26 protein-coding genes are annotated in these 25,824 nt (G+C 67.6%); 17 read left to right on the forward strand and 9 right to left on the reverse strand.

The annotated features are described in order from the left end of the window. The first annotated feature begins 138 nt into the window (after positions 1–138). A complete protein-coding gene (locus ACWEPL_RS47945; RefSeq protein WP_452440192.1) occupies positions 139–2,829 on the forward strand; it encodes a LuxR C-terminal-related transcriptional regulator in 2,691 nt (896 codons plus the stop codon). A gap of 15 nt (positions 2,830–2,844) precedes the next feature. Here the strand turns inward: ACWEPL_RS47945 and ACWEPL_RS47950 are convergent, their stop codons facing one another. Then, the gene (locus tag ACWEPL_RS47950) at positions 2,845–3,498 is read right to left on the reverse strand and encodes a hypothetical protein (RefSeq protein ID WP_363971553.1); all 654 of its coding nucleotides are present in this window, start codon (positions 3,496–3,498) and stop codon (positions 2,845–2,847) included. Positions 3,499–3,711: 213 nt separating this feature from the next. On the opposite strand from ACWEPL_RS47950, the gene ACWEPL_RS47955 reads away from it, so the two are divergent. From ACWEPL_RS47955 to ACWEPL_RS47975, 5 genes are all read left to right on the forward strand, one after another. Further along, positions 3,712–4,434, forward strand: coding sequence for a sulfotransferase family protein (locus tag ACWEPL_RS47955; protein WP_452440193.1), 723 nt, complete (start codon positions 3,712–3,714; stop codon positions 4,432–4,434). A 49-nt stretch (positions 4,435–4,483) separates the two neighbouring features. Then, positions 4,484–5,092, forward strand: a complete 609-nt coding sequence (locus ACWEPL_RS47960) for a TetR/AcrR family transcriptional regulator (RefSeq protein ID WP_397366550.1) — start codon at positions 4,484–4,486, stop codon at positions 5,090–5,092. A gap of 10 nt (positions 5,093–5,102) precedes the next feature. Next, positions 5,103–5,630, forward strand: coding sequence for an SET domain-containing protein (locus ACWEPL_RS47965; RefSeq protein ID WP_452440194.1), 528 nt, complete (start codon positions 5,103–5,105; stop codon positions 5,628–5,630). Positions 5,631–5,675: 45 nt separating this feature from the next. Beyond that, positions 5,676–6,164 carry a hypothetical protein gene (locus ACWEPL_RS47970; RefSeq protein ID WP_452440196.1) on the forward strand — a complete coding sequence of 163 codons (489 nt, stop codon included), beginning with the start codon at positions 5,676–5,678 and terminating at the stop codon, positions 6,162–6,164. A 67-nt stretch (positions 6,165–6,231) separates the two neighbouring features. Then, positions 6,232–6,624 (forward strand): RNA-binding S4 domain-containing protein, encoded by a 393-nt coding sequence (locus tag ACWEPL_RS47975; RefSeq protein WP_452440197.1) that lies wholly within the window; start codon positions 6,232–6,234, stop codon positions 6,622–6,624. A 603-nt stretch (positions 6,625–7,227) separates the two neighbouring features. Here ACWEPL_RS47975 and ACWEPL_RS47980 read toward each other — a convergent pair. Both ACWEPL_RS47980 and ACWEPL_RS47985 read right to left on the reverse strand, forming a co-directional pair. Continuing rightward, positions 7,228–7,641, reverse strand: a complete 414-nt coding sequence (locus tag ACWEPL_RS47980; protein ID WP_452440198.1) for a hypothetical protein — start codon at positions 7,639–7,641, stop codon at positions 7,228–7,230. Between the two features lie 163 nt (positions 7,642–7,804). Further along, on the reverse strand, positions 7,805–9,064 hold the full coding sequence (locus ACWEPL_RS47985; protein ID WP_452440199.1) for a cytochrome P450: 1,260 nt from the start codon (positions 9,062–9,064) through the stop codon (positions 7,805–7,807). A gap of 261 nt (positions 9,065–9,325) precedes the next feature. Between ACWEPL_RS47985 and ACWEPL_RS47990 the strand changes: the two genes are divergently transcribed. Then, complete coding sequence (locus ACWEPL_RS47990) at positions 9,326–10,351, forward strand: M36 family metallopeptidase (protein ID WP_452440201.1); 1,026 nt, start codon at positions 9,326–9,328, stop codon at positions 10,349–10,351. Positions 10,352–10,991: 640 nt separating this feature from the next. Here ACWEPL_RS47990 and ACWEPL_RS47995 read toward each other — a convergent pair. Next, on the reverse strand, positions 10,992–11,408 hold the full coding sequence (locus ACWEPL_RS47995) for a DUF4189 domain-containing protein (RefSeq protein WP_363971573.1): 417 nt from the start codon (positions 11,406–11,408) through the stop codon (positions 10,992–10,994). Positions 11,409–11,874: 466 nt separating this feature from the next. Beyond that, entirely contained in the window at positions 11,875–13,032 is a 1,158-nt protein-coding gene (locus ACWEPL_RS48000) for a PucR family transcriptional regulator (protein WP_452440202.1), read from the reverse strand. A 134-nt stretch (positions 13,033–13,166) separates the two neighbouring features. On the opposite strand from ACWEPL_RS48000, the gene ACWEPL_RS48005 reads away from it, so the two are divergent. The 3 genes from ACWEPL_RS48005 to ACWEPL_RS48015 all read left to right on the forward strand — a co-directional run bounded on the left by ACWEPL_RS48005 (position 13,167) and on the right by ACWEPL_RS48015 (position 17,746). After that, positions 13,167–14,492, forward strand: coding sequence for an aminotransferase class I/II-fold pyridoxal phosphate-dependent enzyme (locus ACWEPL_RS48005; protein ID WP_452440204.1), 1,326 nt, complete (start codon positions 13,167–13,169; stop codon positions 14,490–14,492). Positions 14,493–14,527: 35 nt separating this feature from the next. Then, positions 14,528–15,694, forward strand: a complete 1,167-nt coding sequence (locus ACWEPL_RS48010) for an acetamidase/formamidase family protein (RefSeq protein ID WP_452440206.1) — start codon at positions 14,528–14,530, stop codon at positions 15,692–15,694. A 1,212-nt stretch (positions 15,695–16,906) separates the two neighbouring features. Further along, a complete protein-coding gene (locus ACWEPL_RS48015) occupies positions 16,907–17,746 on the forward strand; it encodes an IS5 family transposase (protein ID WP_452440207.1) in 840 nt (279 codons plus the stop codon). 208 nt (positions 17,747–17,954) lie between these two features. Here the strand turns inward: ACWEPL_RS48015 and ACWEPL_RS48020 are convergent, their stop codons facing one another. Further along, complete coding sequence (locus ACWEPL_RS48020; protein WP_363971582.1) at positions 17,955–18,344, reverse strand: hypothetical protein; 390 nt, start codon at positions 18,342–18,344, stop codon at positions 17,955–17,957. A 178-nt stretch (positions 18,345–18,522) separates the two neighbouring features. On the opposite strand from ACWEPL_RS48020, the gene ACWEPL_RS48025 reads away from it, so the two are divergent. The 4 genes from ACWEPL_RS48025 to ACWEPL_RS48040 all read left to right on the forward strand — a co-directional run bounded on the left by ACWEPL_RS48025 (position 18,523) and on the right by ACWEPL_RS48040 (position 21,052). After that, positions 18,523–18,645, forward strand: a complete 123-nt coding sequence (locus ACWEPL_RS48025) for a hypothetical protein (RefSeq protein WP_355200006.1) — start codon at positions 18,523–18,525, stop codon at positions 18,643–18,645. Between the two features lie 204 nt (positions 18,646–18,849). Further along, positions 18,850–19,422: a hypothetical protein gene (locus ACWEPL_RS48030; RefSeq protein ID WP_452440208.1), complete on the forward strand. Its 573-nt coding sequence runs from the start codon at positions 18,850–18,852 to the stop codon at positions 19,420–19,422. A 561-nt stretch (positions 19,423–19,983) separates the two neighbouring features. Next, positions 19,984–20,571: a hypothetical protein gene (locus ACWEPL_RS48035; protein ID WP_363971588.1), complete on the forward strand. Its 588-nt coding sequence runs from the start codon at positions 19,984–19,986 to the stop codon at positions 20,569–20,571. 7 nt (positions 20,572–20,578) lie between these two features. After that, on the forward strand, positions 20,579–21,052 hold the full coding sequence (locus tag ACWEPL_RS48040) for a hypothetical protein (RefSeq protein ID WP_363971590.1): 474 nt from the start codon (positions 20,579–20,581) through the stop codon (positions 21,050–21,052). Positions 21,053–21,214: 162 nt separating this feature from the next. On the opposite strand, the gene ACWEPL_RS48045 is transcribed toward ACWEPL_RS48040, so the two are convergent. Continuing rightward, positions 21,215–22,132, reverse strand: coding sequence for an IS3 family transposase (locus tag ACWEPL_RS48045; protein WP_452440209.1), 918 nt, complete (start codon positions 22,130–22,132; stop codon positions 21,215–21,217). Between the two features lie 268 nt (positions 22,133–22,400). Between ACWEPL_RS48045 and ACWEPL_RS48050 the strand changes: the two genes are divergently transcribed. Continuing rightward, positions 22,401–23,501: an IS110 family transposase gene (locus tag ACWEPL_RS48050; RefSeq protein ID WP_452440210.1), complete on the forward strand. Its 1,101-nt coding sequence runs from the start codon at positions 22,401–22,403 to the stop codon at positions 23,499–23,501. Here ACWEPL_RS48050 and ACWEPL_RS48055 read toward each other — a convergent pair. Beyond that, on the reverse strand, positions 23,455–23,841 hold the full coding sequence (locus tag ACWEPL_RS48055) for a transposase (protein ID WP_452440211.1): 387 nt from the start codon (positions 23,839–23,841) through the stop codon (positions 23,455–23,457). The genes ACWEPL_RS48050 and ACWEPL_RS48055 overlap by 47 nt on opposite strands. Positions 23,842–23,871: 30 nt before the next feature. After that, the gene (locus tag ACWEPL_RS48060) at positions 23,872–24,285 is read right to left on the reverse strand and encodes an HIT family protein (RefSeq protein WP_452440212.1); all 414 of its coding nucleotides are present in this window, start codon (positions 24,283–24,285) and stop codon (positions 23,872–23,874) included. Between the two features lie 286 nt (positions 24,286–24,571). Here ACWEPL_RS48060 and ACWEPL_RS48065 point away from each other — a divergent pair, with 286 nt between their 5' ends. Both ACWEPL_RS48065 and ACWEPL_RS48070 read left to right on the forward strand, forming a co-directional pair. Beyond that, positions 24,572–25,282, forward strand: coding sequence for a GNAT family N-acetyltransferase (locus tag ACWEPL_RS48065; RefSeq protein WP_452440213.1), 711 nt, complete (start codon positions 24,572–24,574; stop codon positions 25,280–25,282). Positions 25,283–25,507: 225 nt separating this feature from the next. Next, positions 25,508–25,824, forward strand: a 317-nt coding sequence (locus ACWEPL_RS48070) for an alcohol dehydrogenase catalytic domain-containing protein (protein ID WP_452440214.1), incomplete at its 3' end; no start/stop codon positions are given.

Below are 25,824 nucleotides of genomic sequence, written 5' to 3' on the forward strand. Positions count from 1 at the left end.
GTGGCCCAACGGTTCCTCACGGCGGCGACCGTAATCGCGGCCCGTCCGTCCCACATCAGTACGGATGACGTGGATCAAGCACGTCTGAATGTTCCCGGTTAGGTATGAGATCAACTACGAGTCCGGTACTCTCGCCTCGTGCTGCACGGGCGGATCGCGGAGCAGGCCGGAATCACGCGACTTCTCGCTGGTGAGAGCGGCGCCTTGATGGTCCGCGGGGAAGCCGGGGCGGGCAAGAGCGCGTTGCTCGACTTCGCGGCCGAGATCGCCCGTGATCAAATCGTGCTGCGCGCCTCCGGCACCCCCGAGGAGTCCCACCTTCCGTACGGCGGCCTGCACATGCTGCTGGCGACCACCCGCCCGCACTGGAAACACCTGCCCGCCGGGCAGCGCGACCTCCTCGACCGCCTGGGCGAGCCGGAGCCCCTGGAACAGGTTCCCGGCGAACCCGCCTGGCCGCGCTCGCCGTACCTGCCGGTCTGGAACCTCCTGCGCCACCTGGCGGGACGGCGGCCCGTGCTCTGCCTGATCGACGACGCGCACTGGCTGGACCGGGAGAGCCTGGCGGTCCTGTCCTTCTGCGTCCGCCGCCTCGCCGCCGCGCGCGTGGTGATCCTGGTGGTCGCCGAGGGCGAGCTGCCCGCGCTGCGGGAGATCGACGAGCTGGACCTGCGGGGTGTCGACAGGCAGGCGGCGCTGGACATCGTCGCCGAGTGCCGGCCGGGCATCGTCCCGCAGGTGCGCGAGCGGATCGTCGCGGATGCTCGCGGCAATCCGCTGGCCCTGCGCGAGCTGGCCGCGGGGATCGGCCCCGCGCAGGTCGAGGGCAGGCTGTCGCCGCTGGGCCTCCACACCGGCTGGCCCGGACGTTCGCGGCGGGCCGACCAGCTGTACGGCGAGCGCTTACGCGCGCTGCCCGGCCGGACCCGCTCACTCCTCCTGCTGGCCGCCGCCGACCCCGCGGCCTCCCTCTCCGAACTCCTCGCCGCCGCCCGAGCGACCCCGGCCGATCTGGAGCCTGCCGAGACCGCCCAGCTGGTCGAGGTGCGGCCGACCGGGCTCACCCCTCGCCACCTGCTGATCCTGGTCGCCGCCTACCAGTCCGCGCCGGTCTCGGCCCGCATCGCCGCACACCGGGCCCTGGCCGAGGCGTCGCCCGAGCGGCGGGTCTGGCATCTCGCCGCCGCCGCGCTGGAGCCGGACGAGGAGATCGCGCGCGAGCTGGCGGCCATCGGGACGTCGTCGGCGCTGGAGCGCGCGGCCGAGCTGACCGCCGACCCCGAGCTACGCGCCCGGCACCATGCCGCCGCCGCGCTCGCCGCGTGCGACGCGGGGCACCTGCGCCGCGCGGCGGACCTGGCGACCCGGGCGTCCAAGCTGAGTACCGCACCCTCGACGCTGGCCTCGGCCGCCCGCGTGCTGGCCACCGTGGAGGCCGAGATCGGCTCGCCGGCCAAGGCCGCACGGATGCTGCTGGACTCGGTGGCCAGGATCGACGACGACGACCACGCGACGGCCATCGTCATGATCGCCGACGCGATCCGCCTGTTCGGCTACAGCGGCGACGAGGGGCTGGCCGGCCAGATCGCCGCCGCCGTCTGGGCGGCGCCGGCGGCTTCGCAGGTCGCGTGGCCGGAGACCCAGCCCACCTGGTCCGCTCCCCTGGCCCGGTCGCTGCCCCCGCTGGCGAAGATCATGGCGGGTGGCCCGTTCAGCGGCTTCGCCGCCATCGGCGAGCTGGTCGAGCACACGCCCGCCCTGGCCACCCAGCAGGCCATCACCGCCACCTCTTTGGGCCTGATGGCCGCCGACGCCGGCGCGGCGCTCCGCCTCACCTCCACGCTGGTGGCCGACTGCCGCCACCAGGACCTGATGGGGCTCCTGCCGTACGCGCTGCAGCTCCAGTCCCACGCGCTCCTGCTGAGCGGCCGCAACGCCGAAGCGCTCAGGCAGGCCACCGAGGGGCTGAAGCTCGCCGGTGAGCTCGGCCAGACCCACCGGGTCGGCCACCTGAGCGGCGTGGTCGCGCTGATCGCCGCGATGAACGGCGACGAGAAACGCTGCCGGGCCTACGCCGAGTCGAGCCTGGCCCACTGCGCCGACCACGACGCGCCGGCCAGCGCGGCGCTGGCCACCTGGGCGCTCGGCCTGCTGGAGCTGGGGCTGGGCCGGGCGGGCGCCGCTGTGAACCTCCTCGAGCGCGTGGTCATCGGCCCGGCGCACCACCCGGTGATCGCGGTCCGCTGCGCGGCCGACCTGGTCGACGCGGCGGTCCAGGCCGACCTGCCCGGCGCCGCCGTCGAGCCCCTCGCCCTGCTGGAGCAGTGGGCGAAGGACACGCGCCAGCGCTGGATAGGCGCGGTGGCGCTCCGGTGCCGGGCGCTGGTCGCGCCGGACGGCGAGGCGGAACCGCTCTTCGTCGGCGCGCTCGACCTGCACGGCCTGCCCCAGGCTTCCTTCCAGCGGGCCAGGACCGAGCTCGCCTACGGGCAGTGGCTCCGCCGTACCAGGCGCAGGTCCGAGGCCCGCTCCCACCTGCGGGCCGCGCATGCCGCGTTCGAGCAGTTGGGCGGGCTCCCCTGGGCGGAGCGCGCCGCGACCGAGCTGAGCGCGGCCGGGGAGCCGAGCCCGGCAAAGCCGCTGCCGGAAGCCCTGCGCGGGCTGACGCCGCAGGAGCGGCACGTGGTGTTCCTCGCCGCGCAGGGGGCGTCCAACCGGGAGATCGCCGCCCGGCTCTTCCTCAGCCCGCGGACCGTCGGCTACCACCTCTACCGCGCCTTCCCCAAGCTGGGCATCACCTCGCGGACCGAGCTGGCGAATCTGCTGTAGAGGCGGCGGGCGCCCTCAGGGGTAGTACGCGGCCAGCTTGGCCTTGATCTTGGCGACGGTGCCGTCGAAGGGCATGAGCTGCGGGTCGCCGTGCCGGTAGTCGAGGAGCTGGACGGCGTACACGGCGCGACCTTGGCGGACCACGGCGACCCAGAAGTGGTACGTCAGGGTCGAGTACGGGTTGGTGGCGGCGGTGACCCGCAGGACCTCCACGCCGTCCGCCTCACCCGCCCGGGTGATGTCGAACACCGCCGAGCCGCTCTCGCCCGGCTGGTTGCGGTCGACGCAGGTCGCCAGGTCGGCCCGCCATTGCCGCTCGAAGGCGGCCGCGCCGTCCGCGCTCGGGAAGACCCAGACGTCGTTGTAGGAGTGGAACCACGTCGGCGTGGAGAATCTCGCGCTGACGCCCGCGCTCGCGCCGGTGCCGCGCCCGTACTCCCAGCAGGTCGGGCCGGTGACGCCGGGCTCGAAGTACGGGTTGACCCACGGGTCCCCGTACGACTCGCCGGCCGGGGGCTGATCCGCCTTGGTCAGCAGCACGCCGCGGTCGACTCCGGCCTGGGCGGTCGAGGCCAGTGGGACGGAGGCGGTCGCGGGGAGGGCGGTGAGGAGCATCGCGCAGACGACGGTGGCACCGCTCAGAGCAGCCCGGACTGCGGATAAATGCATGTGGTGTCCTCTCTCCGAAACTTGACTCCATTGATCATCCGATGTCATGCGGGAGAGTCATGCAGATTCGGCAATCGTGATCGAAGCGCAACAAAGATCACGGGAATCGCGGCATGATCCCCTACCGGCGGAAAAATGTACAGCCGTTGAGTTTTGTTGCCCGTCCTCCTAGCCTGAGGGCGACCGTCATCGCGGACGACAGGGGAACTCGGCATGATGAAAGTCATCGGCGCGGGCCTTCCACGCACCGGCACCACGTCAATGAAAGCCGCGTTGGAGCGGCTGGGCTTCACCCCCTGCTACCACATGGTCGAGGTGATGACCCATCCCGGCCACGTCGATCACTGGCTGGAGGCCACCGCCGGGAAGGTCCGGACCCGGGAGGACTGGGACCGGGTCTTCGAGGACGGCTACCAGGCGGAGGTGGACTGGCCCGCCAGCTTCTACTGGCGGGAGCTGGCCGACGCCTATCCCGAGGCGAAAGTCATCCTCACCGTACGTGACCCGCACAAGTGGGACCCGAGCATCCGGATGCTGCTCTCCGGCGAGAACCGTCCGGCCCCTTCGGACGAGATGCCCGAGCAGATCCGCCGGCTCTTCACGACCATGCAGCGCATGCGGCCCGCTCTGGACCAGATGGGGCGCTCCCTTTTCGGCCCCGACTGGACCTTCGGGAACGACCCCGGCGACGAGGAGCTGGTCGTCGCGGCCTTCAACCGGCACGTGGAGACGGTGAAGCAGAGCATCCCGGCGGATCGGCTGCTGGTGTTCGACGTGCGGGAGGGGTGGGAGCCGCTGTGCGCCTTCCTCGGCGTGGACGTCCCGGCCGGCGAGCCGTTCCCGCATCTGAACGACGCCGAGTCGATGCGGCAGGCGTTCGAGCGGATGAAGGCGGGCGACATGTCCGGCTTCCCGCTCGGGCGGCCCGGCGGCTGACAGGCCGGTAGTCGATAGCATCGGCCTGCGCAGGAAGAGGTGACCAGCAGTGACCGATGTCATCGAGCAGGCCGGCAACGGTGAGAGAAAGGGCGAGCGCACCCGCCGCCGCATCCTGGAGGCAGGGCGGCGGGTGTTCGGCGAGGTGGGCTACGACCGCGCCACCATCCGGGCCATCGCCGCCGAGGCGCAGGTGGACAAGTCCTCGGTGATCCAGTATTTCGGCACCAAGGAGCAGCTCTTCCGCGAGGCCCTCGACCTCCGCATCAACGTGGACGCGCTCACTGTCGAGGGTGACCCGGCGGCCTCGGCGGAAAGGTACCTGCGCGCCATGCTCGAACGCTGGGCCGCCGCCCCCGACAGCCCCATGGCCGTGCTCCTGCGTACCAGCCTGACCAGCGAGGAGGCCGCCGACCTGCTACGCAGGCACATCACCGCCGAGGCCATCGACCGCATCGCCTTCCACCTGGAGGGCCCGGACCCCCGGCTGCGGGCGGCGCTGGCCGGGGCCGTCATGTTCGGCATCACCTTCCACCGCCACCTGCTGCGCACTCCCGATCTGGCCGGCGCCCCGCTGGACGACGTCCTGCGCCTGGCCGTCCCGCTCATCCACGAACTCCTCGCACCGCCGCCCGCGACCGCCACACAGGAACCCTGACGGCCCGCCCATGATGAGCTGGACCTACGAGGCCGAATGTTGGCTCACCTCAAGCGCTCAGCCCCGGCTCTCCTCGATCCACGGCACCGGTCTGTTCGCCGTCAAGCAGATCCGCCAGGACGAGGTCGTGATGCGGCTCGGCGGACGCGTCATCGGCGATGAGACTCTGGCCCGCCTCACACCGCCCTACAGCAGCCTCACCGTCGCCGAAGGCGTCCACCTGCTTCTCGATCCCGCTCACCCGGTGCGCTACGGCAACCACTCCTGCGACCCCATTCTCTGGCACCGTGACGCGACAACGGTGATCGCACGACGCGACATCGATCCAGGCGAGGAGCTCACCATCGACTACGCCACGCACACCGGTGTCGAAGCGTGGTCGATGGCCTGCCGTTGTGACACGCCTTCGTGCCGTCGCGTCGTCACCGGCCACGACTGGCGGCTGCCACGGCTGCAGGCCGCCTACGGCACCCATTGGAGCCCGCCCCTGCTCGAACGTATCGAGGCGACCTCTAAGGTCAGCGACCAACCGGAGTGACCACAACCCCCGGCGGGGAGAAGTGCTTTCTGCGACGATGGCCGCATGGACGGGAGGGGCCAGGACCACACGGTCAACGTCGTGACCGGCGACGTACACGGGGCCCTCGTCCAGGCCGGGTCCGTCAGCGGCGGCGTCCACGTCCACATGCCGGCGCACCGCTCCGCCTCGCCGCGGAGCCGGGCTGCCGAGCGGCCGTCGTGGCTGGCCCGTCTGTCCGACGGCACGGCCGGCGTACTGCTGGGCCCGCGCCGGATTCTCGCCCTCGGGTCTCCGTCGTCGGCCGAGATACTGGTCGACCTGCCTTTCGGCGGGGTACACGGGCGTTCGGCCACGGTCGCGCTGCGCGGGTCCACCGCCACGGTGCTGGAGTTGGCCGAGCCCGTCGACGTCATCGGGGCGCCGTTGGCCGCGCCGGCCCTCGGCGAGGGGCACGAGTTCGTGCTCGTCATCGGGATCCAGAACGACATCGCCGTCATCGAGACCGAGATCCAGGGCGTCGTCCCGGAACTCGGCACGCCGTCCGAGCCGTGAGCCTCCTGTCGCGCGATCGACGGGTTGTCACGTCACTCAGTACAGTGTCGGGGTGTCAGGTGAGCAGGTGAGTGCGCGGGTGGACAGCTGGATCTGGTCGGTGCGGCTGACCAGGACCCGTTCGATCGCGTCCGACGCCTGCCGGGGCGGTCACGTCCGGGTCAACGGGGTACGGGTCAAGCCCGCGCACGTCGTCCGGGTCGGTGATGAGGTCCGGCTGCGGCACGAGGGGCGCGAACGCATTGTGGTCGTCTCCCGGATCATCACCAAGCGCGTCGGCGCCGCCGTGGCCGCCGAGTGCTACGTCGACAAGAGCCCTCCGCCTCCTCCGCGCGAGGAGACGGTGACGGTGGCCGTCCGGGCTCGTGGCGCGGGCCGTCCCACCAAACGCGAACGCCGCAGCATCGACAAGCTGCTCGGACGCCGGGCGGCCGAGGAGCGGGGGCCCGCCCCCGAGTGAACCCGGCCATTCGTCTGAACCCTCACATCAGCGGACCCGGCCGGGTCACCCCTGTGCCGCGTCAGAACGCAGCCATGATGGCTCTGACCTGTGGTTGGACGGGCCCCGTCCCTGCAGACAAGATCGCGTCTTGTGCTTGTCCGCCTGCTTGACTGGGCGATCGAGCCGTCCTGGCGGCCTTGGCCCGGTGGCTGCCGGCGTGGCATCGTCGTCTGCTACGACGGGCCTGGACCTACCCACATCGGCCTTCTTCCACGTTGGGACGATCTTCCTGCAGCGCCTGGATCAGGACGGTGCGCGCCAAGTGCACCGACCGCATGCTGATCTACGGTGAACGTCACCTGCGCTCGGTTCTGAACGAGTACATCGATCACTACCACGGCCACCGACCACCCGACAAAACGAACAGGTAGTGGTGTCCATGGAAGGCCGGATCGAACGCCACGAGGTACTCGGAGGAGCGATCAACGAGGGCCGCCGAGCCGCCTGGCCCGATCAGCGAAACCCAGATCAGACCCTACGCGCGAGTTATGACGCGCTGCACCACTGGCTGATCGTTCGCTCGGACTGCGCCAACCTCTCCTCGTGCTTTTCGCTCGCGGGTCAGGCCAGGGTTGAGAAGTCCGGGGAGGTGGAGACGGTCATGATGGCTCCCACCGCCGTGATCATCGTTGGCCCGACCAGCCTTAGCCAGTACAAGTCAGGCAGACCGTCGAAACGAGTCACCAGCCCGTCGGCTTCACTGGGCCACGTCGTGGCCGTGCGCAACAGCGGCGTGAGAGTGATCTCGTCGACGAGCGATGATTCTATGTCCGGGCCCTTGTCGACGGTGACGTGCCGCACGTCCTCCAGCAGCAGGCTCACCATCGGCCATGTCAGGGTCTGGACGATCTTGATGTCGAGATAGTCGCGCTCGCCGAGAGCTGTGAAGGCCACCGTGTCGAGGAAGCCACCGGCGCAGTGCGCAAGCACCGCGCCGGCTCGCTCACAGGTCATCTGGACCGTGTTGTCCACCATGGGTTGCTCAGCATTGCAGGTTCTCGCCCGTGTGGTGGGACAACGTCCTGACAGGGCGTACGAGCACGGCCGACATCACTCATGATCATTCCACCGATGACGACAGCCACCCCTGATCCTGTCTCCGCTGTTGCGGTCGGCGGTCTCGCCCGAGTCGGCACGCTCAGCCGTCCTTCATGACGTAGCGGATGGGGAGGCGTTTGAGCCCGCCGACGAATGTGGTGGCGGTCCACACAGGCTCGCCGTCGAGCTCGACGCTCGCCAGCCTGGGGACGAGTTCGGCGAAGAGCGCGCGGATCTCCATGCGGGCGAGCGCGGCGCCCAGGCAGTAGTGGATGCCGAAGCCGAAGGCCAGGTGCCTGTTGGGGTCGCGGCCGACGTCGAAGCGGAACGGTTCGGCGAAGACCTCCTCGTCCCTGTTGGCCGACGGGTACGACAGCAGCACGGATTCGCCCTTCCTGATTGGCGTGCCGTTGACCTGCGTGTCAGCGGAGGCGGTGCGCATGAACTCCTTCACAGGGCTCACCCACCGGATCATCTCCTCGACGGCCGTCGGCAGCAGGCCGGGGTCGTCCCGCAGTCGCCGCAGCTCGTCCGGGTGCCGGATGAGCGCCTCCAGGCCACCGGCGATGGTGGAGCTGGTGGTGTCGTGCCCGGCCGTGGCAATGAGGATGTAGTAGGAGGCGGCAGTGTTGTCGTCCAGCAGCCGGCCGTCGATGCGGGCGTTGGCGATCTCCGAGGCGAGGTCGCCGGTCGGCCTGGCCCTGCGCTCGGCCGTCAGCTCGTGGAAGTAGGCGAAGAGGTCCTCCAGCACGGAGGTGTGGCCCTGCGGGCTGCCGCCGCGCCCGGTCTCCTCGTCGTGCTGGCCGAACAGCTCCTGCGTGAGCCGCAGCATGCGCGGGAAGTCCGACTCGGGCAGGCCCAGCAGGGTAAGGATGACGTAGAGCGGATAGTGCACGGCGACTTGGCGGGCGAAGTCGCACGCGCCGCCGTACTCTGCCATCCGGTCCACGTGCAGGCGGGCGAGCTCTCGGACCCGCATCTCCAGGGCACGCATCGCCTTGGGGCGGAACCAGTCGGCCCCGACGGCGCGCAGGACGCGGTGCTCCGGATCGTCCATGTGGACGATGCTCCTGAGCGCGGTCCCCCGCGCCCGGCGCGTTTCGAGTGCGGCGTCGAGGTCCGCGGTCCTCAGCACGGGGCGCGGGGCGCTGAGCCACAGGGTGTGGTCCCGCTCGATCTCCAGCACGTCGGCGTGGCGGGTGACCGCCCAGAACGGGGTGTATCCGGGGACCTCCACGCGATGGACGGGAGATTCACGGCGCAGCAGCGCGAGTGCCTCGTGGAGGCGGGTCTCGTCGGTGTACGCGGCGGGCCTGGCAAATGTTCGCCCGGCTTCGCTCACGGACATGGTGGGGTTCACGGTGAAGCCTCCTGTCTCATCGGGTGGCGCGACGGGGGCAGTACATCCGGCCGGGAGGAGTGCCTTCCCTCCGGCGCCCTCCAGGCCAGGAGGTGCCATTCCCGCGGCGCCGCCTCCCCATGCGGGGAGTCGATTCGATCAGACGTTGACCCGGTTCTCTGAACGTCGATGGGGACAAACGTCGCCGCACCGACACGGGGGTGACAAAAGGATCATTTATCCCGTAAGTTCACCGGATTCCCACCAATTGGAGGATCTACGGTGAGCACCCCCCAACGTCGTATGGCTGCGGCCTGTTTGGCGTTCGGCACCATCACGGCGCTCCTCACGCCGGGCACCGCCCAGGCCACGACCGAACCGACCGCCACCGTCTTCTACCCCAACGCGGTCCAGAGCACGGGCGACGAGTCCCTCGTCGACGACCACGACCGCGACGGCGCGGCCTTCGCCCCGGCGTACCGCACCGTCACCCTCACCGACCTGGACAGCTCCGGCACCCTCACCGGGCGCTACGTCACGGTCAAGAGCGAGACCGGCAAGGCCGCCAAGACCGTGGACGGGGCCTTCCCGACCTGGCACCGCGACACCGACCAGTTCGAGCAGGTCATGGGCTACTACTGGGTCACCACCGCCCAGCACTACATCCAGTCACTGGGCTTCGGGTCCCGGCTGCGCCCGGTGAACCAGCGTCAGATCGAGCTGCGGATCAACCAGTACGGCGGCGACAACTCCTTCTTCAGGGAGGACAAGGCCAACATCACCCTCGGCAAGGGTGGCGTGGACGACGCCGAGGACGGCGAGGTGATCGTCCATGAGTACGGCCACTCTGTGCAGGACGGCCAGGTGACCGGCTTCGGCACGACCCTGGAGTCGGGCGCGATCGGTGAGGCCTTCGGCGACTACCTCGCCGTGGCCGTCAGCAGCTGGAAGACCGGCGTACCCACGCGGACTCCCGAGGCATGCGTGGCCGACTGGGACTCGGTCTCCTACACGTCAAGGGCCCCGCACTGCCTGCGCCGACTGGACGGCACCAAGCACTACCCCGAGGACATGGTCGGCGAGGTGCACGCGGACGGCGAGATCTGGTCGTCAGCCCTGTACGACATCCGCACCAGGCTTGGTGACACGCTGGGAAGCACGGTCATCATAGACGCGCAGTTCGACTTCGCCAAGGACACCACCTTCAAGGCGGCGGCCGAGGCCACGGTGAACGCGGCACAACGGCACGGCGGTGACACTGCCGTGGCAGCCGTACGTGCCGCGTTCACCTCCAGAGGGCTTCTCTAGCTCCGCCGGAGCGCGGGCATCGAGATCGGAACGGCGTAGGCGGTGGCACCTCCGCCTACTCCGCCCTCACACAGCCTCCAGCCCATGGCCGAAGACGGCCATGGGCTTCACGAGGAGCGCTGTTTTGACCTGCGAGGCTCAGTCCGAAGAGCATGAGGCTGAGAAGCGCCAAGCTGCTGGTCGGGGTCGCCTGGGATCGTACGCCGTTACTCGGGGCCTGCGGGTTCACCGACGCCGACCTGCGGGTCATCAAGAGTCCACCGCAGAGCCATCCTCGGCTGCCTCATCCACGAGTACCAGATCGGCAGCTGACGAGGCGTTCAACAACCGGCATCGGGCCCATCAAGCCCTGGCTCAGGCGGCTCCGCTAAGCGCCGTCCCGGATCCGGCTGGAATCGTCGACCTGAACGTACGCCGACGAGACCGGCTGGGTGGGGTTCTTCACGAATGCTCCCGTGCCGCTTGAACTGCACGGACGGAGTTTTCGGCAGGCGCACCGTTCAACGCCGTCACCGGCCACGCACCGTCCCTGGAACACGCCGCCCACTGGTCACCCTGGCGACGCCGCCACCAAGCACGCGCCCGCCTGACCACCGCATACATCCAGCTCAACCAACCAAAAATGGCTGCCGTACCAGCGTTATCCCCATCGCCTGGTGCATTGATAGGCGATCCAGCGACCGCCGCCCGCATTGGCTACGGCGTTCCTCTTCGCCCTGGCGGGCGTGCTCCCCCTGCCGCCCCAAAAGACGTTTCTCCTGGAATTGTAGGCGACGGCGCCGCACCCGTTGACGAAGGTGACAAGGACTTTGCAGCTGGAGCGGCCGCATTCTCTCAGTGCCCGCCGTTTGGCGGAAGCCAGTGTTCTGTAGTCCCAGGACCTGCCGGTCCGGCCGTTCCGCGCCACAGCGATGGCACCGTAATAGTAACGTGCTTGACTTTCCCCCGCAGTAGCCGATGTAGCCGCAACAGCTGCCACGGGAGACGCCGTAGCCAGCACCCCGCTCGCCATAAAGACGCAAGCGGCCATAGCAGTGAGCCTCTTGCCTAGCTGCATGATGTCTTCCCTTCGTGCCGTCCAAGCGGACGGCAGCGTGATTCGTGAGGAGAGTCTGTATTGTGCCACTTGCAAACCGCTTAAACCGATAGATGCTCAAGGGAGCAATGTGATGGCCGTCAGCGGAACGGGCAGGAGTTGAGCCGCTTGCGCGCCTCGCGGAGCGGCGCCGAGCCAATCCCGTTGCATAGGGCTTGAGCTGCACGTTCTTCAAAGCGCCTATGCGCGTCCCGCTCAGAAACACGATTTCGTGCTCTGAACTGGGCTTTTGCTGTGCGCGGATCGGAACGGTCGCGGCGTCATCGGAGCGATCAACCGCGGTGGGGAGGCTCTTGTCCACGTGACAGGAGCTGAGCCACGGCGGCGCTCCCAAACCCGCGTGTGATCGCCGCTCCCGGAGCGGGGACCTTCAACAACCCGCCGGAGGAGAACGTCGTGGCGGTCACGATCAATGTCTCCGCTCAGATCACCAGGAGTGCCCGTTTGAGGGCCGGCCGCTGAGACGACGTGCCTTCAAGGCGAGGTGCAGGTGGGAGCGCACCAGCCCGTCGCGAAGATCCGCCCCGAGGGTCGTGGCTATCCGGTCGAGCCGGTAGTACACCGTGGTGCGGTGCAGATGCAGCGACGCCGCCGTGCGCTGGACATCACAGCCGGCATCGAGGTACGTCTCCAGGGTCCGCACAAGCTCTTCATCATTCTCAAGCGGGACGAGCACGGGATCAGGCCCCGGCGCGACGGGAAGCAACATGCGGTACGGCCCGGCGCCCGACCACGGCAGAACGCGCGGCAAGGCCGGATCCAGCGCGGCCACCCCGGCCGCCGCCCTGGCTTGCCGGTACGCCTCGCGCACCGCGCGAACTTCGAAAGGCACCGGGTCACCGATCCCGATGGCGAAGGGACGACGGGCGGACTTGCGCAGCGCCTCGTCCAAGGCCGTGGGACCGTTGGGACCGTTGGGACCGTTGGGACCGTTGGGACCAGACAAGAGCAGGGCGGTCACGTGCGTGGGAGCGACGAAGCAAGGAAGCGCCCGCGGTAGAGCCGTGCCGAGGCGCTCCAGCTCGGCGGCGGACAAGGCGGGCACCTGCTGGCGGTGGCGACTGATCGGCACGCCGACGCAGATGAGAACCTCGGAGGAGAGCAGCGACGGCTCGAGCACAGCCAGCCGATCACGGGCTCCCTCCCCGGTTCGGTCCGGATCGAGCAACCAGCGGATCAAGTCCTCGCGCTCGTCGCCCCGCCCTGCCAGGACCCGGGCCAGTTCGGCGGCGGCACCCTGCAGCGCGCCGAGCGCAGTCTCGTCGAGCGCCTTACCGTCCGCGGAGGCCCACAGGTAGCCGAGGCATCGCCCATCACGCCGGATGGGGACGCAGAAGCGAGCCCGTATGCCGAGCTCGGCGTTCGGGGGCAGGCGGACGACCTTCGTGGCCTTGGAGATCCCGTACCGGTTCTGCCACTCACGAATCTCAGGCGCGACCCGGCGCGACATGACCGAGGCGACGCGGGCCGGGTCCGCGTGCGCGTCCTGCTTGCTGTAGCCGAGCATTCGGCCATCCGTCGAGTCGACGAACAGTCCGCGGCCCAGCCGCTGAGCGAGGTCTTCGAGCAGGTCTTGAAGATCCATGCATGACTCTCCCTCCGCTGTGCGACAAATGTCGAGACCGATACGACATGATCTCGGCGTCGATCCGATGTGCCGGCCGCCTGTCGCTGCTTACCGTCGAACCGCACGAGCCCGAACCGGGAGATGAGACCGTGATGCGTGCCCGCTTTCCCCGTCCCTGGATCTCCGCCGCGACCGAACGGCTGACGCGCGAGGTAGCAGGCGCCGTGGCCGGGCGATCCCCCGCCGCCACGTTGGAGGAGATCGGCCGTCTGGTGGCCTGGAATGACCGCATTCACCAGGCTGAGGCGGTCAATCTCAATCCTGCGACGAACGTCATGAACCCCCGGGCCGAGGCGCTGCTGTCGGCTGGGCTCGGCACACGTCCCTCACTCGGCCATCCGGCGGAGAAGTACGAGACGGGCCTGGAGGCCATCGAACGGATCGAGATCATCGCCGCCGAGCTGGCCGCGCAGGTCTTCGACGCCGACTACGCCGAGGTCCGCGTCGGCTCCGGCGCGCTTGCCAACCTGTACGCCTTCATGGCGACCTGCCGCCCCGGCGACACGATCATCGTTCCACCCACGAGCGTCGGCGGCCACGTCACCCACCACGCTGAGGGCGCCGCCGGACTGTACGGACTCACCACCGTTCCCGCCCCCACCGACGTGGGCGGCTACACGGTCGACCTGACCGGGCTGCGGGAAATGGCCATGCGGCTCCGTCCGAAGTTGATCACCATCGGTGGCAGCCTCAACCTCTTCCCCCACCCGATCGCGGCCGTGCGGGAGATCGCCGACTCCGCCGGAGCACGCGTGCTCTGCGATGCCGCCCACATGTGCGGCATCATCGCCGGTGGGGTCTGGCCGAACCCGCTGCGCGAGGGCGCGCACCTGGTCACGATGAGCACGTACAAGAGCCTTGGGGGGCCGCCCGGCGGGCTGGTGGTCACGGACGATGAGGAGCTGGCGCAGCGTCTTGACGCCATCGCCTACCCCGGGTTGACCGCCAACTCCGACGCCGGTCGCATCGCCGCATTGGCCGTCACGATGCTCGACTGGCAGGCGGAGGGGGCCGCCTACGCGCAGGCGATGGTGGCGAACGCGGCCCGGCTCGCGGCCGAACTGCGAGCACTGGATGTGCCGGTGTTCGCGGATGGGACCAGGTCGCACCAGTTCGCCGTGCCCGCCCACCGCTTCGGCGGAGGGCAGTGCGCCTCCCGCCGGCTGCGAGTCGCCAACCTGCTCGCATGCGGCATCGGCCTGCCTATGGCGCCAGTGGCCGGCGACCTGAACGGCCTGCGGCTCGGCACCCCGGAGATCACCCGTATCGGCATGAACGAGGACGACATGCCCGCTCTGGCCGCCTTCATCGCCCGTGCTCTCGCCTCCGACAGCGTGCCGGCCACGCTGGCGGCCGAGGTCACCGCATGGCGTGCGCCCTTCACCGAAGTGCGCTTCACAGCGGTCCCCCACCAGTGAGGACCGCGTCACGCCCCCTTCGACCAGCAAGGACCATGATGGAGCCGCTTTCCCGTTACAGCGACCGCTATTTGGATGTGCCCCGGCTGACCTGCCAGGTCGGGGTCCCGCTCGCCGATCAGCCCAAGATCGGGCACAACCGCTGGCATCCCGAGATCCCACCGGCCGTCACGGTGGATCCAGGCGGCGAGGTGATCCTGGAGTCAGCCGCTTATGACGACTACCAGATCCACGACAACGGCAGTCTCGACGAGTTGCGCCACGTCGATCTGTCCCGCATGCATCCGCTGACCGGCCCGGTGCACGTCGACGGCGCACGGCCCGGTGACGTGCTGGTCGCGGAGGTGCTCGGCGTCGAACCGCTGAGCGGCATCGCCTTCGCCAACATCCTGCCCGGCACGCCCGGACTACTTGGCGAGATCTTCCCTGACGGTTATCGCTCGACGTGGTACGCCCGCGGCGGCATCGCCGAGTCGCCGGAGGTGCCAGGCGTGCGCATCCCCGCCCAGCCCCATGCCGGAACCATGGGGGTCGCGCCATCGTACGAGCTGATGCGCCTGTGGGACGAGCGCGAGAACCCCCTGTACACCGACGATCGCGCCTTCCCCCCGGATCCGCGCAACGCGTTGCTGCGCGGCCTCGGAGCCGACGCCGCCCGGATGGCGGCCCGAACCCAGCCGCCCCGGGAGAACGGCGGCAACATGGATATCAACACTCTCGGTCCGGGGGCCACGGTCTACTTCCCAGTGTTCGTGGAGGGCGCACTACTGTCGCTCGGCGACCACCATCTCGCGGCAGCGGACGGGGAGTGCAGCTTCAACGCGATGGAGATGGACGGCCGCACCTGGCTACGGCTGCGTCTGATCAAGGACGGCATGGCCCGTCACCGAATCACCACGCCGATCGTCCGTCCGGCGCCCCTGGTCGCGCAGTTCGGTGCCGACCGCTATCTCGGCTTCACCGGTTTCTGCTTCCGCGGCAAGGAGCAGCGGTATCAGGACGCGAGCTTCGCCGCCCAAGAGGCGGTGCGCCGGGCCGTGGACTACCTGACAGGGCTGGGCTACAGCGGCGAGCAGGCGTACGTGATCCTGAGCGTCGCGCCCGTCGAGATCCGCGTCAGCTGCATCGTCACCATTCCCAATCCGACGGTGACGCTCTACCTGCCGATCGACATCTTCGACCGGGACGTCTTGCCGAGCTGACATCCAGCCCCGGCCAGGTCGGCGATCACACCGTTCTCAGCGCTCTGTCGGTGACAGGCGTGCGGCCCACACGGCGGCAGGAGGCCCGCGACGATCGGCCCCGGCGGCTTGCATCGCCTGCGAGTTGTGAGCGCGTCCTCCCGCCGGCGCGTCGAGACCCGCACGAGCTGCTGTTCCAGTCGGGGATCAGCCTGGCCATCATGGCGGTGGTGTCAGTCGAGCTGGGCTGGTTGGCCGCGGACCGCGCTCGGGCGTCGGAAGGTACGGATTCCGGACTCGTGGTGTGGGGTGAGCTGGGTATCGGACGCATCCGGGGCACCGCAAGGGCGCGCTCACCGTCGAACCACGCTCGCTCTGCCCGGCTGGCGACCTCGTGCCGCGGAAGTGGTCCGGGAAACGCTCGCCGACTACCGGGGCCGACCGGAAGGCGTTCGTTCTGGAGTCGTTGGCGGCGGTGGGGCCGCCTCAGGATCACCTGCGCATGCGGGCGGTCGCGGAGCGGATTCGGTGGAGAGTCGAGTACGACCGGACGTTGCCGGCCGCGAGTCCGCCGCATCTCTCGCCAACTCGGTCGGCGGCCTGACGGCCACTTCAACCACCATCGCCCGCGTCAAAGCCGTTCGCTTCGCCCGCCGTTGCACGAACCTGGTGAGGTGATCGACATGGCCTCCCGGATGCACCGTCGAAGGACCGTCGCTGGACTGATCAGCGAGTACCGGAAAGCGGCCTGATCGCCCTGCGAACGCCCAGTTCAGCAAATGGTACTCGCCGTTCTGGCACCCCACAGGCCGTGCTCATCCTGGTGCTCGCCCTCACCAGACACGCCCCTGCCCCAAGCCACTCCGTACCGGCGGAAAGCGGGCACAGCAGGTGAGGGGCCGGGAGCAGGCCCTGCGGGCACGTCCTTGAGCCGCTACGGCAGCGAGGACCATTGAACGGCAGGGGCCCCGGGTGGAACGCCCGTGCGGGTGCCGACAAATCAGGTCTCAGAGGGCGTTTCTCTATGTTTTGTGGCGATGTGCTGGCTTTGCGGCCAGAGACTTTGGTCCGATTTGCCCTCTAGCGGTGCATTCATAGCTGCCGGCGCGATCATGGGAGCGCCTGTTTGGCAAGCATATGCACCTCGAATTCCGTCTGATCTAGAGATGAGACAGAAACTCCCTAATCGTGGAGAGCCGCCGCCGATCACACAGTACGGGGGAAAATTCTGCCATGAATGAGCAGAAGCCGTACCCCAGCGACATATCCGATGCCCGCTGGGCGTTAATCGAGCCCACCTTGACCGCCTGGCGGCAGGCCAGGCTCAACCGCCGGCCCACCGGCCAACCAGCCTCCGTCGAGCTACGGGACATCTTCAACGCGATCCTGTACGTCAACAGAACAGGAATCGCCTGGAAATACCTGCCGCACGACTTCCCCTCCTACAACACCGTCTACACCTACTACGCAGCCTGGCGCGACGAAGGAATCTTCGCCCAGCTCAACTACGAGCTGACCGGCCTGGCCCGCGTCAAGGAAGGCCGAAAAGCCGAACCAACCGCCTGCGTGATCGACACCCAGAGCGTGAAGACCTCCACCAACGTGCCCCTCACCAGCCAAGGCACCGACCCCAGCAAGAAGATCGTCGGCCGCAAGCGAGGCATCGTCACCGACACCCCAGGCATCATCCTCGCCGCGACCGTCGCCGCCGCAGGCCTGTCCGACAACGTCATCGGAATACGACTGATCAACCAAACCAAAACCGCCTACCCGACGATAACGAAAACCTGGGTCGACTCCGGCTTCAGAAACGCCGTAATCGAGCACGGCGCCACATTAGGCATCGACGTCGAAGTCGTAGCCAGAAAGCCCGAGACCCGCGGATTCCATGTCGTCAAACGCCGATGGGTCGTCGAACGCAGCCTGGGCTGGCTCATGCTCTATCGCCGCTTAACCCGCGATTATGAAACCCTCCCCTCCAACTCCCAAGCCATGATCCACCTCGCATCAATCAACAACCTCACCAAACGCATAACGGACGAGACCACCCCAACCTGGCGAGGCGCCTACTAGGACATAAGCCGCAACCTACTCAAATCAAATGCCCTCTTAGGCGACCCCGCCGACACGATCCTGCACGAACTCTGACTGGTCGGCACGCTGGAGCAGGCCCGCGCCGCCCCTTGCATGCTCATCCGCAGGAAGCTGGGGCCATGATTATGCTGGCTGTCCCATAGGTGCACTGATGCAGATGGCCGAATTGTTGGAGTTCTGAATCGTCTCAGTGAGTGGCGATGAGTTTCTGTAGCTGCGGACCGCTCTGCGAAATAAGATGAGGATAATGTCGAATGAGCAGCTTTGCCACGAGATCGTCGACATTTTCCCTAAGGAGGCTGCTGTTCATGCTGAGAAGCTCTTCGCAGATGTCGAGGAAGCACCTGATCACGTCCTTGTCGTCGTCCTCCTCCACGGCTGGCATAAACACTTCGGCAACGACCTCGAGCAGATATTCGAACATGCTGATGTAGGTTTCACCGTCTTGCTCGGCCTCCGCGTCGAGCGTCTGAATGAGCCGTCGCGCAGAGGGCATCTTCCAAAGGATCTCACGAGTTCGCCGGATCTGTTCTTCCAGGCTCACAAACTCGTCGCGATCAAAGTCATTCATGGTCATCCCCGAGGGAATATTCGCCGAATACTGAAGTGATAGGTCGAGGAGGCCTCAGGCCGCTGCGCAGTGCGCCTGCCCATAATTACATCCGCCCAGGTCATGACCGTGCGAGAGCTTCGCGTGGTGTGCGCGAGCTCCGGCCATCCAGGAGACGGAACCAAGTGCGGCATGATGATCAGCCGTGCTCCTTCGCCTGGCCTACCTCACCATCACGAACACGTTCGCCGCGCTGCGGTTGCTGCCCATGGGCGATCGGGACAAGGATTCGCACCTGAGGACCGAGCCTTTCTTACCGCCCTGCTGACCTCGTTGCCCCGCGAGGTCCTGCGCCGACTGCGACTCCTCGTCCGGCCAGACACCGTCCAGCGCTGGCGCCGCGATCTGGATACAACGGCGTCATGCCCGCACCTGCCGGCCGAAGCAGCCTGGGCGCCCACCCACGGTCCGCTCCATCCGCACTCTCGTCCTGCGCCTGGTTCGGGAGAACCCCGGCTGGGGATATCGGCGGGTGCATGGTGAACTCACCACGCTCGGCATCAAGGTCGCACCGTCCACGGTCTGGGAGATCCTCAAGCAGGAAGGTCTTGATCCGGCGCCCGAGCGGGCGTCCACCACGTGGGCCGATTTCCTGCGCTCTAAAGCAGACGCACTGCTGACCTGCGATTTCATCGAGACCATCACGCTCAGCGGCCAGCGCCAGTACGTCCTGGCTGTCATCGAGCACGCCGCTCGGCACGTCCACGTGCTGGGCACCACCGCTCACCCGAGCGGGAACCAGGTGATCCAGGCGATGAAGAATCTCGTGATGGATCTGGAAGATGCGGGCTGCCAGGCACGCTTTCTGATCCGAGACAGGGATGGGAAGTTCCCCGCCCTCATGGACGAGATCCTCGCCGACGCAGGCATCCAGACCGTACTCACCGGCATCCGAATACCTCGCATGAACTCAATCGTGGAACGCTGGGTGCAGTCCCGCCACGACCTCCTCGGCCGTTGCCTGCTCTGGAATGAACACCACCTGCGCCACGCCCTGCGCGAGTACGAACACTTCTACAACCAGCACCGAGCCACCAAGGCATGAGCCAAGCGGCTCCACTACGCTCCGTTCCGGGCCCAATCACCGATCCAGCCATGATCGACAACCTCAACGTACGCCGACGTGACCGGCTCGGAGGAGTCGTGCACGAGTACGAACATGCCACTTGAACTGCATGGATGTAATTTTTGGCAGGCGCACAGTTCTCGGAGAAGGCCACGCGGATTGATGTCAAGGACACCCAGCCCACAACAGCCAGAAAGGGGACGTTTCTTATTAATTCCGGCAATGGTGTGAGCTTTTGTTATGGAGTACCAGTAAACGGGTGTCCATAACTCGGCAGGAGTGGCATTTGATAAACCTGCAAACGGCTGTTAATCGCGCCGTCGAGCTGGCAGTCGTAGCCGAAATCCAGCCTTGCGGGCACCGCTAGCACGTGGATCAACGCAGCGCAAGAGGTTGATTGCCATTTGTCAGCGTGAGTAACTGTCAACGCCCGACGGAAACGCCGGCAAAGACCCAGCAGCTGCACGGACGGGTGCCGCGACCAACGATCCCCGCCCGTGGAGCACCATTCGATGCAAGGGGAGCCTACCCGCTATGTCCATGAAACGCACGCTCTTACCGGCCACTCTGATCGCGCCGTTCGCGATGCTTGGCGCGCCCCCAGCATTCGCCGACGATCCTCAGCCGCTTCCGGACAATCCCAACGTTGTGGTCGGATACGACAACGAGACGGAAATCTTCCCCGCCAAAGAGGCCCCTCCCTCGATGACCATGGCCTGCCGGACGGGAGACGCCACCTACCGGGTCTCCACGTACAGCAACAGCCACAAGGCCGTCGGCCCGACGCAGTCCAATCACAACGGAACGTCCCGCGCCGCCACATCGACCTTCACCGCCACGGTGTCCGGAACCGTCTCGATCTCCTGGAACGTCTCTGGCAGCCTGAAGGTGGACAGGCTCATCGCGGGCGCCGAAGTGGCCGCAGGCGTCAACCTGTCCGCAAGCCTGACGGCCTCGTTGGGGAACCAGATCGCCGTCCCGACCCCGCCGCGCAAAACGACGCTCGCCACGTACGGCGTATGGCGCAAGAAGACCAACGGCATTTACCAGGTTTGCGGCCAAAGCCGTCGGCGACACGTGACCGCGTGGACCCCCTGGCAGGTCGGCTGGTACGTCAAGCAAAGGTGATCTCGACATGACAATCCGACAGGTAGTGCCTCTCCTTGCTTCCTGCACCATCATCGGCTTGGCGGTGGCCTGCGCGGCCCTGCCTCCAGCGAATCCGGTGCCGGACCGGCGAGGCACCACCTCGTCGGCCGTCCCGACCGAGACCGCAGTGACCACACCACCACCGCCCAACCTCACGCCGCTCCGCATGCCAGGCATGGACGCGGGCACAAAAACCGTCCTCAAGGCAGGGCCGAGAAGAGGGTCCATGGTCGTCGGCGACATCCCATCCGGAAAGAACGAGCTCTGGGTGCTGTTCAACTGCCGGGGAAAGGGCAAGGCGGAGATCATCCTCGAGCCGGGCTATAACATGCCCTTCACCTGCCTCGACAACCTGATCAGCCCCATCATGAACCGGCTCGACCTCGGCCAGAGGGAGACCCTGACGGTACGAATCCAGGCCCCGGACTCAGTCGAGTGGGCCTTGCGCGTCACACGCTGAGCCTCAGAGGCGTTTCCCAAATCTGTCGCAGATACGGGAGTCAGTCTCTCCACGACCGTCCATGATCAGCTCATTTGCTCTCTGGTGTGCCCCAGGTTGAGCGGAGGTGTGTCATCCATCTGGCAGGAGACCTGTCAATCCCCTGAAAACGTGGAGACGGCCCTATGCCACAGCGGTCCTCAGCAGGACCGATGAGGCTTTCCTCTTCTCGATCATGTGACGCTCGAATGTGACGGGCGACGAGCCGTCGTTGGCACTGTGCCGCCGGGTGATGTTGTAGAAGTCCGCGATCCAGGTCGCCATCTTTAGACGAGCCTCGACCCTGGTGCGGAACCGGTGGCGGTGCACGTACTCGACCTTGAGCGTGCTGTTGAGCGCCTCGGCCGCTGCGTTGTCGAGCGCGCAGCCGACCCGCCCCATCGACTGGACCACGCCCAGATGCCGGCACAGGTCCTGGTAGCGAGCCGCGGTGTACTCCGAGCCGCGGTCCGAGTGGAAGATCACCCCGTCCACGTCGCCGCCGCGAGTGGCGACGGCCATCTGCAGTGAGGCGCAGGTCAGCGCGGCATCGTGATGCTCGGACATGGCGTAGCCGAGCAGCCGGCGGGAGAACAGGTCCTCGACCGTAGCCAGATACAGCTTGCCCTCGCCGGTGTCGATCACGGTCACATCGCCGCACCACAGCACGTCCGGAGCAGGCGCGGTGAACTTCCACCGGACCAGATCCGGGGCGGCCGGCCGCTTGCCCTGCCGGGTCAACGCCCGCGACTTGCGATGTTTCCGGCCAGCCAAACCGAGCTCGGACATGCGTGCCGCGACGGTGCTCTCTGATACCCGCCAGCCCACTTCATGCAGGTCACGCGTGATCCGGGGCGAGCCGTAGGTTCCCCCGGAGGCCTCGAACAGGCGGGTGATCTCCGCGTCCAGGTCGGCCCGCCGGCATTCGCGGGCAGTCGGCGCGTCCTGGCCGATGCGGTTCTTCCACTTGTAGAACCAGGACTGCGACTCCCCTAATGCCCGGCAGGAGGTGACGTGGTCGATGCCGTGCTCGGTCTTCTGGGAGCTGATGAAGGCCGCCACGCTTATCGGCCCATCGCCTCTTTGACCCACAAGACCACAGAGCGCTTGAGCACTGTGAGACTGAAGAGGCACCGCCCGACAAGCCAGGGTCTGACCCAGCTTGAGACTGGCCACCGTGCCTTGGTGATGACCTGTCGCCCTGGCCCGGGCGGTGCCGCCGGACCAGGCGTGGATGGGTCCCCAAAGGGGCCTCGCCATGTGCATCATCACAGTCCTGACCTCCTCGCCCGGCCGGTGACCATCACCTTCCGAGCCTGTGAGGAGATCCGTGATCCGCCCCGCCGACGACCACACCGTCCCTGCCGACGCCGACGTTCATGAGGAGATCGTCCTCGGCGTGGACACCCACAACGACGTGCACGTCGCAGCAGTGATCACCGTCATGGGCGTGCTCCTCGGCACCCAGGCGTTCCCGGCCACCGCCGACGGATATGCCGCGCTACTGGACTGGGCGCGCGGACACGGCCGGCTGCGACGAGCTGGAGTCGAAGGCACCAGCTCGCACGGCACCGCGCTCAACCGCTTCCTGCGCCGCCACGACATGCAGATCCTGGAGATCAACCGACCCGATCGGGCCCGTCGGCGGCGGCGCGGCAAGAGTGACGCCATCGACGCCGAGAACGCCGCCCGAGCCGTGCTGTCGCAAGAGGTCACTGCCATCGCCAAGACCGGTGACGGCGCCGTCGAGATGATCCGCATGCTCAAAGTCGCCAAGGATTCGGCGGTCAAGGCTCGCACGCAAGCCATCAACCAGTTGCGGGCCGTCCTCATGCGCGCCGACCCGACGCTGCGCGATGCGCTCGCTGGCCTTGGGCCGACCACGCTCATCCGCACCTGCGCAGACCTGCCCGAGGATGAGCATCGCACCATCGACGACGCGGCCCGCACCGTGCTGCGCATGCTCGCCCGCCGGATCCTGGCCCTGACCGAAGAAGCTCGCGCTCACGAACGCGCACTGGTCACGATCATCACCGAACGCGCGCCGCGACTGTTGCAGCGGCACGGGATCGGACCGGACACCGCCGCCGCGCTGCTCATCACCGCCGGCGACAACCCCGACCGGCTCGGCAGCGAAGCGGCCTTCGCCGCCCTGTGTGGCGTCAACCCGATCGAGGCGTCCTCCGGCAAGACCGTCCGGCACCGGCTCAACCGCGGTGGCGACCGGCGCAGCAACAGCGCCCTCTACACGATCGTCGTGACCCGCCTTGGCCGCGACGCGCGCACCCGCGCCTACGCCGAACGCCGCACCACCAAGGGCAAATCCAAGAAAGAGATCATCCGCTGCCTCAAGCGCTACGTCGCTCGTGAAGTCTTCCCGATCATCATCCAAGCACTCTCACCTGCGGATACCTCGTCCGCTGCGGCTTGACAAGCATAGGGGCGTCGTCACGCTCGTCTTCCAGCTCGGCGCGTTCCTTCTCCCACACCGCTTTCTCATCGGCGTGCTGCTTGACCAGCGCGGCCTTCTCACGCCGCAGCCGGGCCAGCTCCTCCCGCTCGGACTCCTCCAGCGTTCCACTCCCGTCGCCGTCGCCGCCGCCGTTGTACTGCTCGGCGAGCCGATCCATCTGCACCCAATTGTGCAGCGTGTACGGGCTGATCCCCAGATCCCGCGCCACCTGAGCCACGGACTTGCCGGTCTCCTTCACGATACGCACCGCCCCAGTCCGGAACTCCGGATCAAAGCGCCGCCGCGTAATGGCTGCCACGACCAAACCTCTCCCGATTCGGTCTCCACGCTATGAGGGGAAGCGCATGTGATCGGCCAGTGGCGACAGCGACGACAGTGGCAGTTCCCGATGCGTCCATGCCTGCTTGAGATCCTCGGGGGTGTAGCGGGGAAGCAGGTGAAGGTGGAAGTGGAACACGGTCTGCCAGGCCATAGGGCCGGTAGCGTGCCAGATGTTCATCCCGCCCGGTTCCAGCGCGCGCCGCAGCAGGGCGGCGGTGTGCACAGCACCCCGCATCAGCAGGCCCGCGCGGTCCGGGCCGATGTCGATCAGGTCGCGACAGTGCTCGCGGGGGACGACCAAGGTGTGACCGCGAGTCGCCTGCGAGATGTCAAGGAAGGCGACCACGTACTCATCGGAGTAGACGATCTCCGCGGGGATCTCCCCAGCAACGATGCCGCAGAATGTACAGGTTTCGGTCATGGCCGCCCTTCCTCCACTTGATCGAACCAGAGCGTAGCGACGCCGGATCAGGCGCAAGGGAGCGAGGCATGTCTGTCAAGCTGGGCACCGGCCGCAGGTGGGCGGGACGGGCGCTGCCAGCACGCAGTTGCCGAGCCATCTCGCAGAACTGGCCAGTTGTAAGAGAGGTGGCGAGACAGCGACCCAGGCGAACTCGGCGATAACCATGCGGCATGCTGGCCTCGCACGACTCCTCATGCATGACAATGGCCACCGTCAATCCGCACGACACGAGAGGCACAGCACGATGGTGAACCGCGACGGCCAGGCCGCTGCACTCGACGACCCGGTGGGTGAATCACTACGCGGTCACCACGCACACCTCGCCCGCCGGCTGGGACGGGCTACCACCTACCTGCCGGAAGTGGCGACCTTCTCCGCGGTAACCGCCGACCCGGGCCCGCAGGAGTGGGCCGACCTCGCCCAGCTGCTGGGGCGAGGCGAGTTCGCCGACATGTTCAGCTGCGCGGCCACACCACCGTCGGACTGGCAACCGGTCTTCGTCCTCGAAGGCCGTCAGATGATCTGGCCCGGCGGCAGCCGGCCCGATCACCCACATGGCAAGACCGTCACCGGTGTGGTCGAACTGGGCGCGGACAGCGTGCCCGAGATGCTCGACCTCGTCGCGCGGGCGCAGCCGGGACCGTTCTGGCCGCGCACCCACGAGCTCGGCGCCTATCTCGGCATCCACGACAACGGCACGCTGGTGGCGATGGCCGGCGAACGACTCCGGCCACCGGGATGGACCGAGATCAGCGCCGTCTGCACCGCTCCCGAGGCACGCGGGCGAGGCCATGCCGCCCGCCTGATCACTGCGCTCGTCGCGCGTATCGCCGCTCGAGGCGAACGTCCCTTCCTGCACGTGGCCGAGGCCAACACCGACGCGATCGCCCTCTACGAGCGGCTCGGCTTCGAAACCCGCAAGCACGTAACCTTCCGGGGGTTCCGTACACCGTGACCGCCTGCGCCGCGCCTGGCTTCCAGCGACTTCTCGCGGATGTACGCGCGCTCGGACTCGGCCATCCCGGCGAAGAAAGCGAACAACGCCGCCCCATGCCCGGCAGGGCTGTAGAGCCTCTACACCGACGGGGTCTTCTTCATAGCCCTCGGGTACGACCTCGTTCGGGAGATGACGTCGTACGCGGACGCGTGTAGGCGAGGGCTGGACATAGGGGGATTCCGGATGAAGGCGATTGTGGTGACGGACAAGGCCGCGGGAACGGCCGGGATGACGCTGGTGGAACGGCCCGAGCCGCAGGCAGCGCTGAACGACGTCGTCGTCCAGGTCCATGCGTCGGGATTCGTCCCGACCGAGATGGCGTGGCCCTCGACCTGGACCGATCGCCTCGACCGTGACCGAACACCGTCGATCCCCGGGCACGAGCTGGCCGGAGTGGTCACCGCTCTCGGCTACGGCACCAGGGGCAGGTCGGTGGGACAGCGGGTGTTCGGCCTCACGGACTGGACCCGCGACGGCACCCTGGCGGAGTATGTGGCCGT

This window comes from Nonomuraea sp. NPDC004186, from assembly GCF_053603495.1.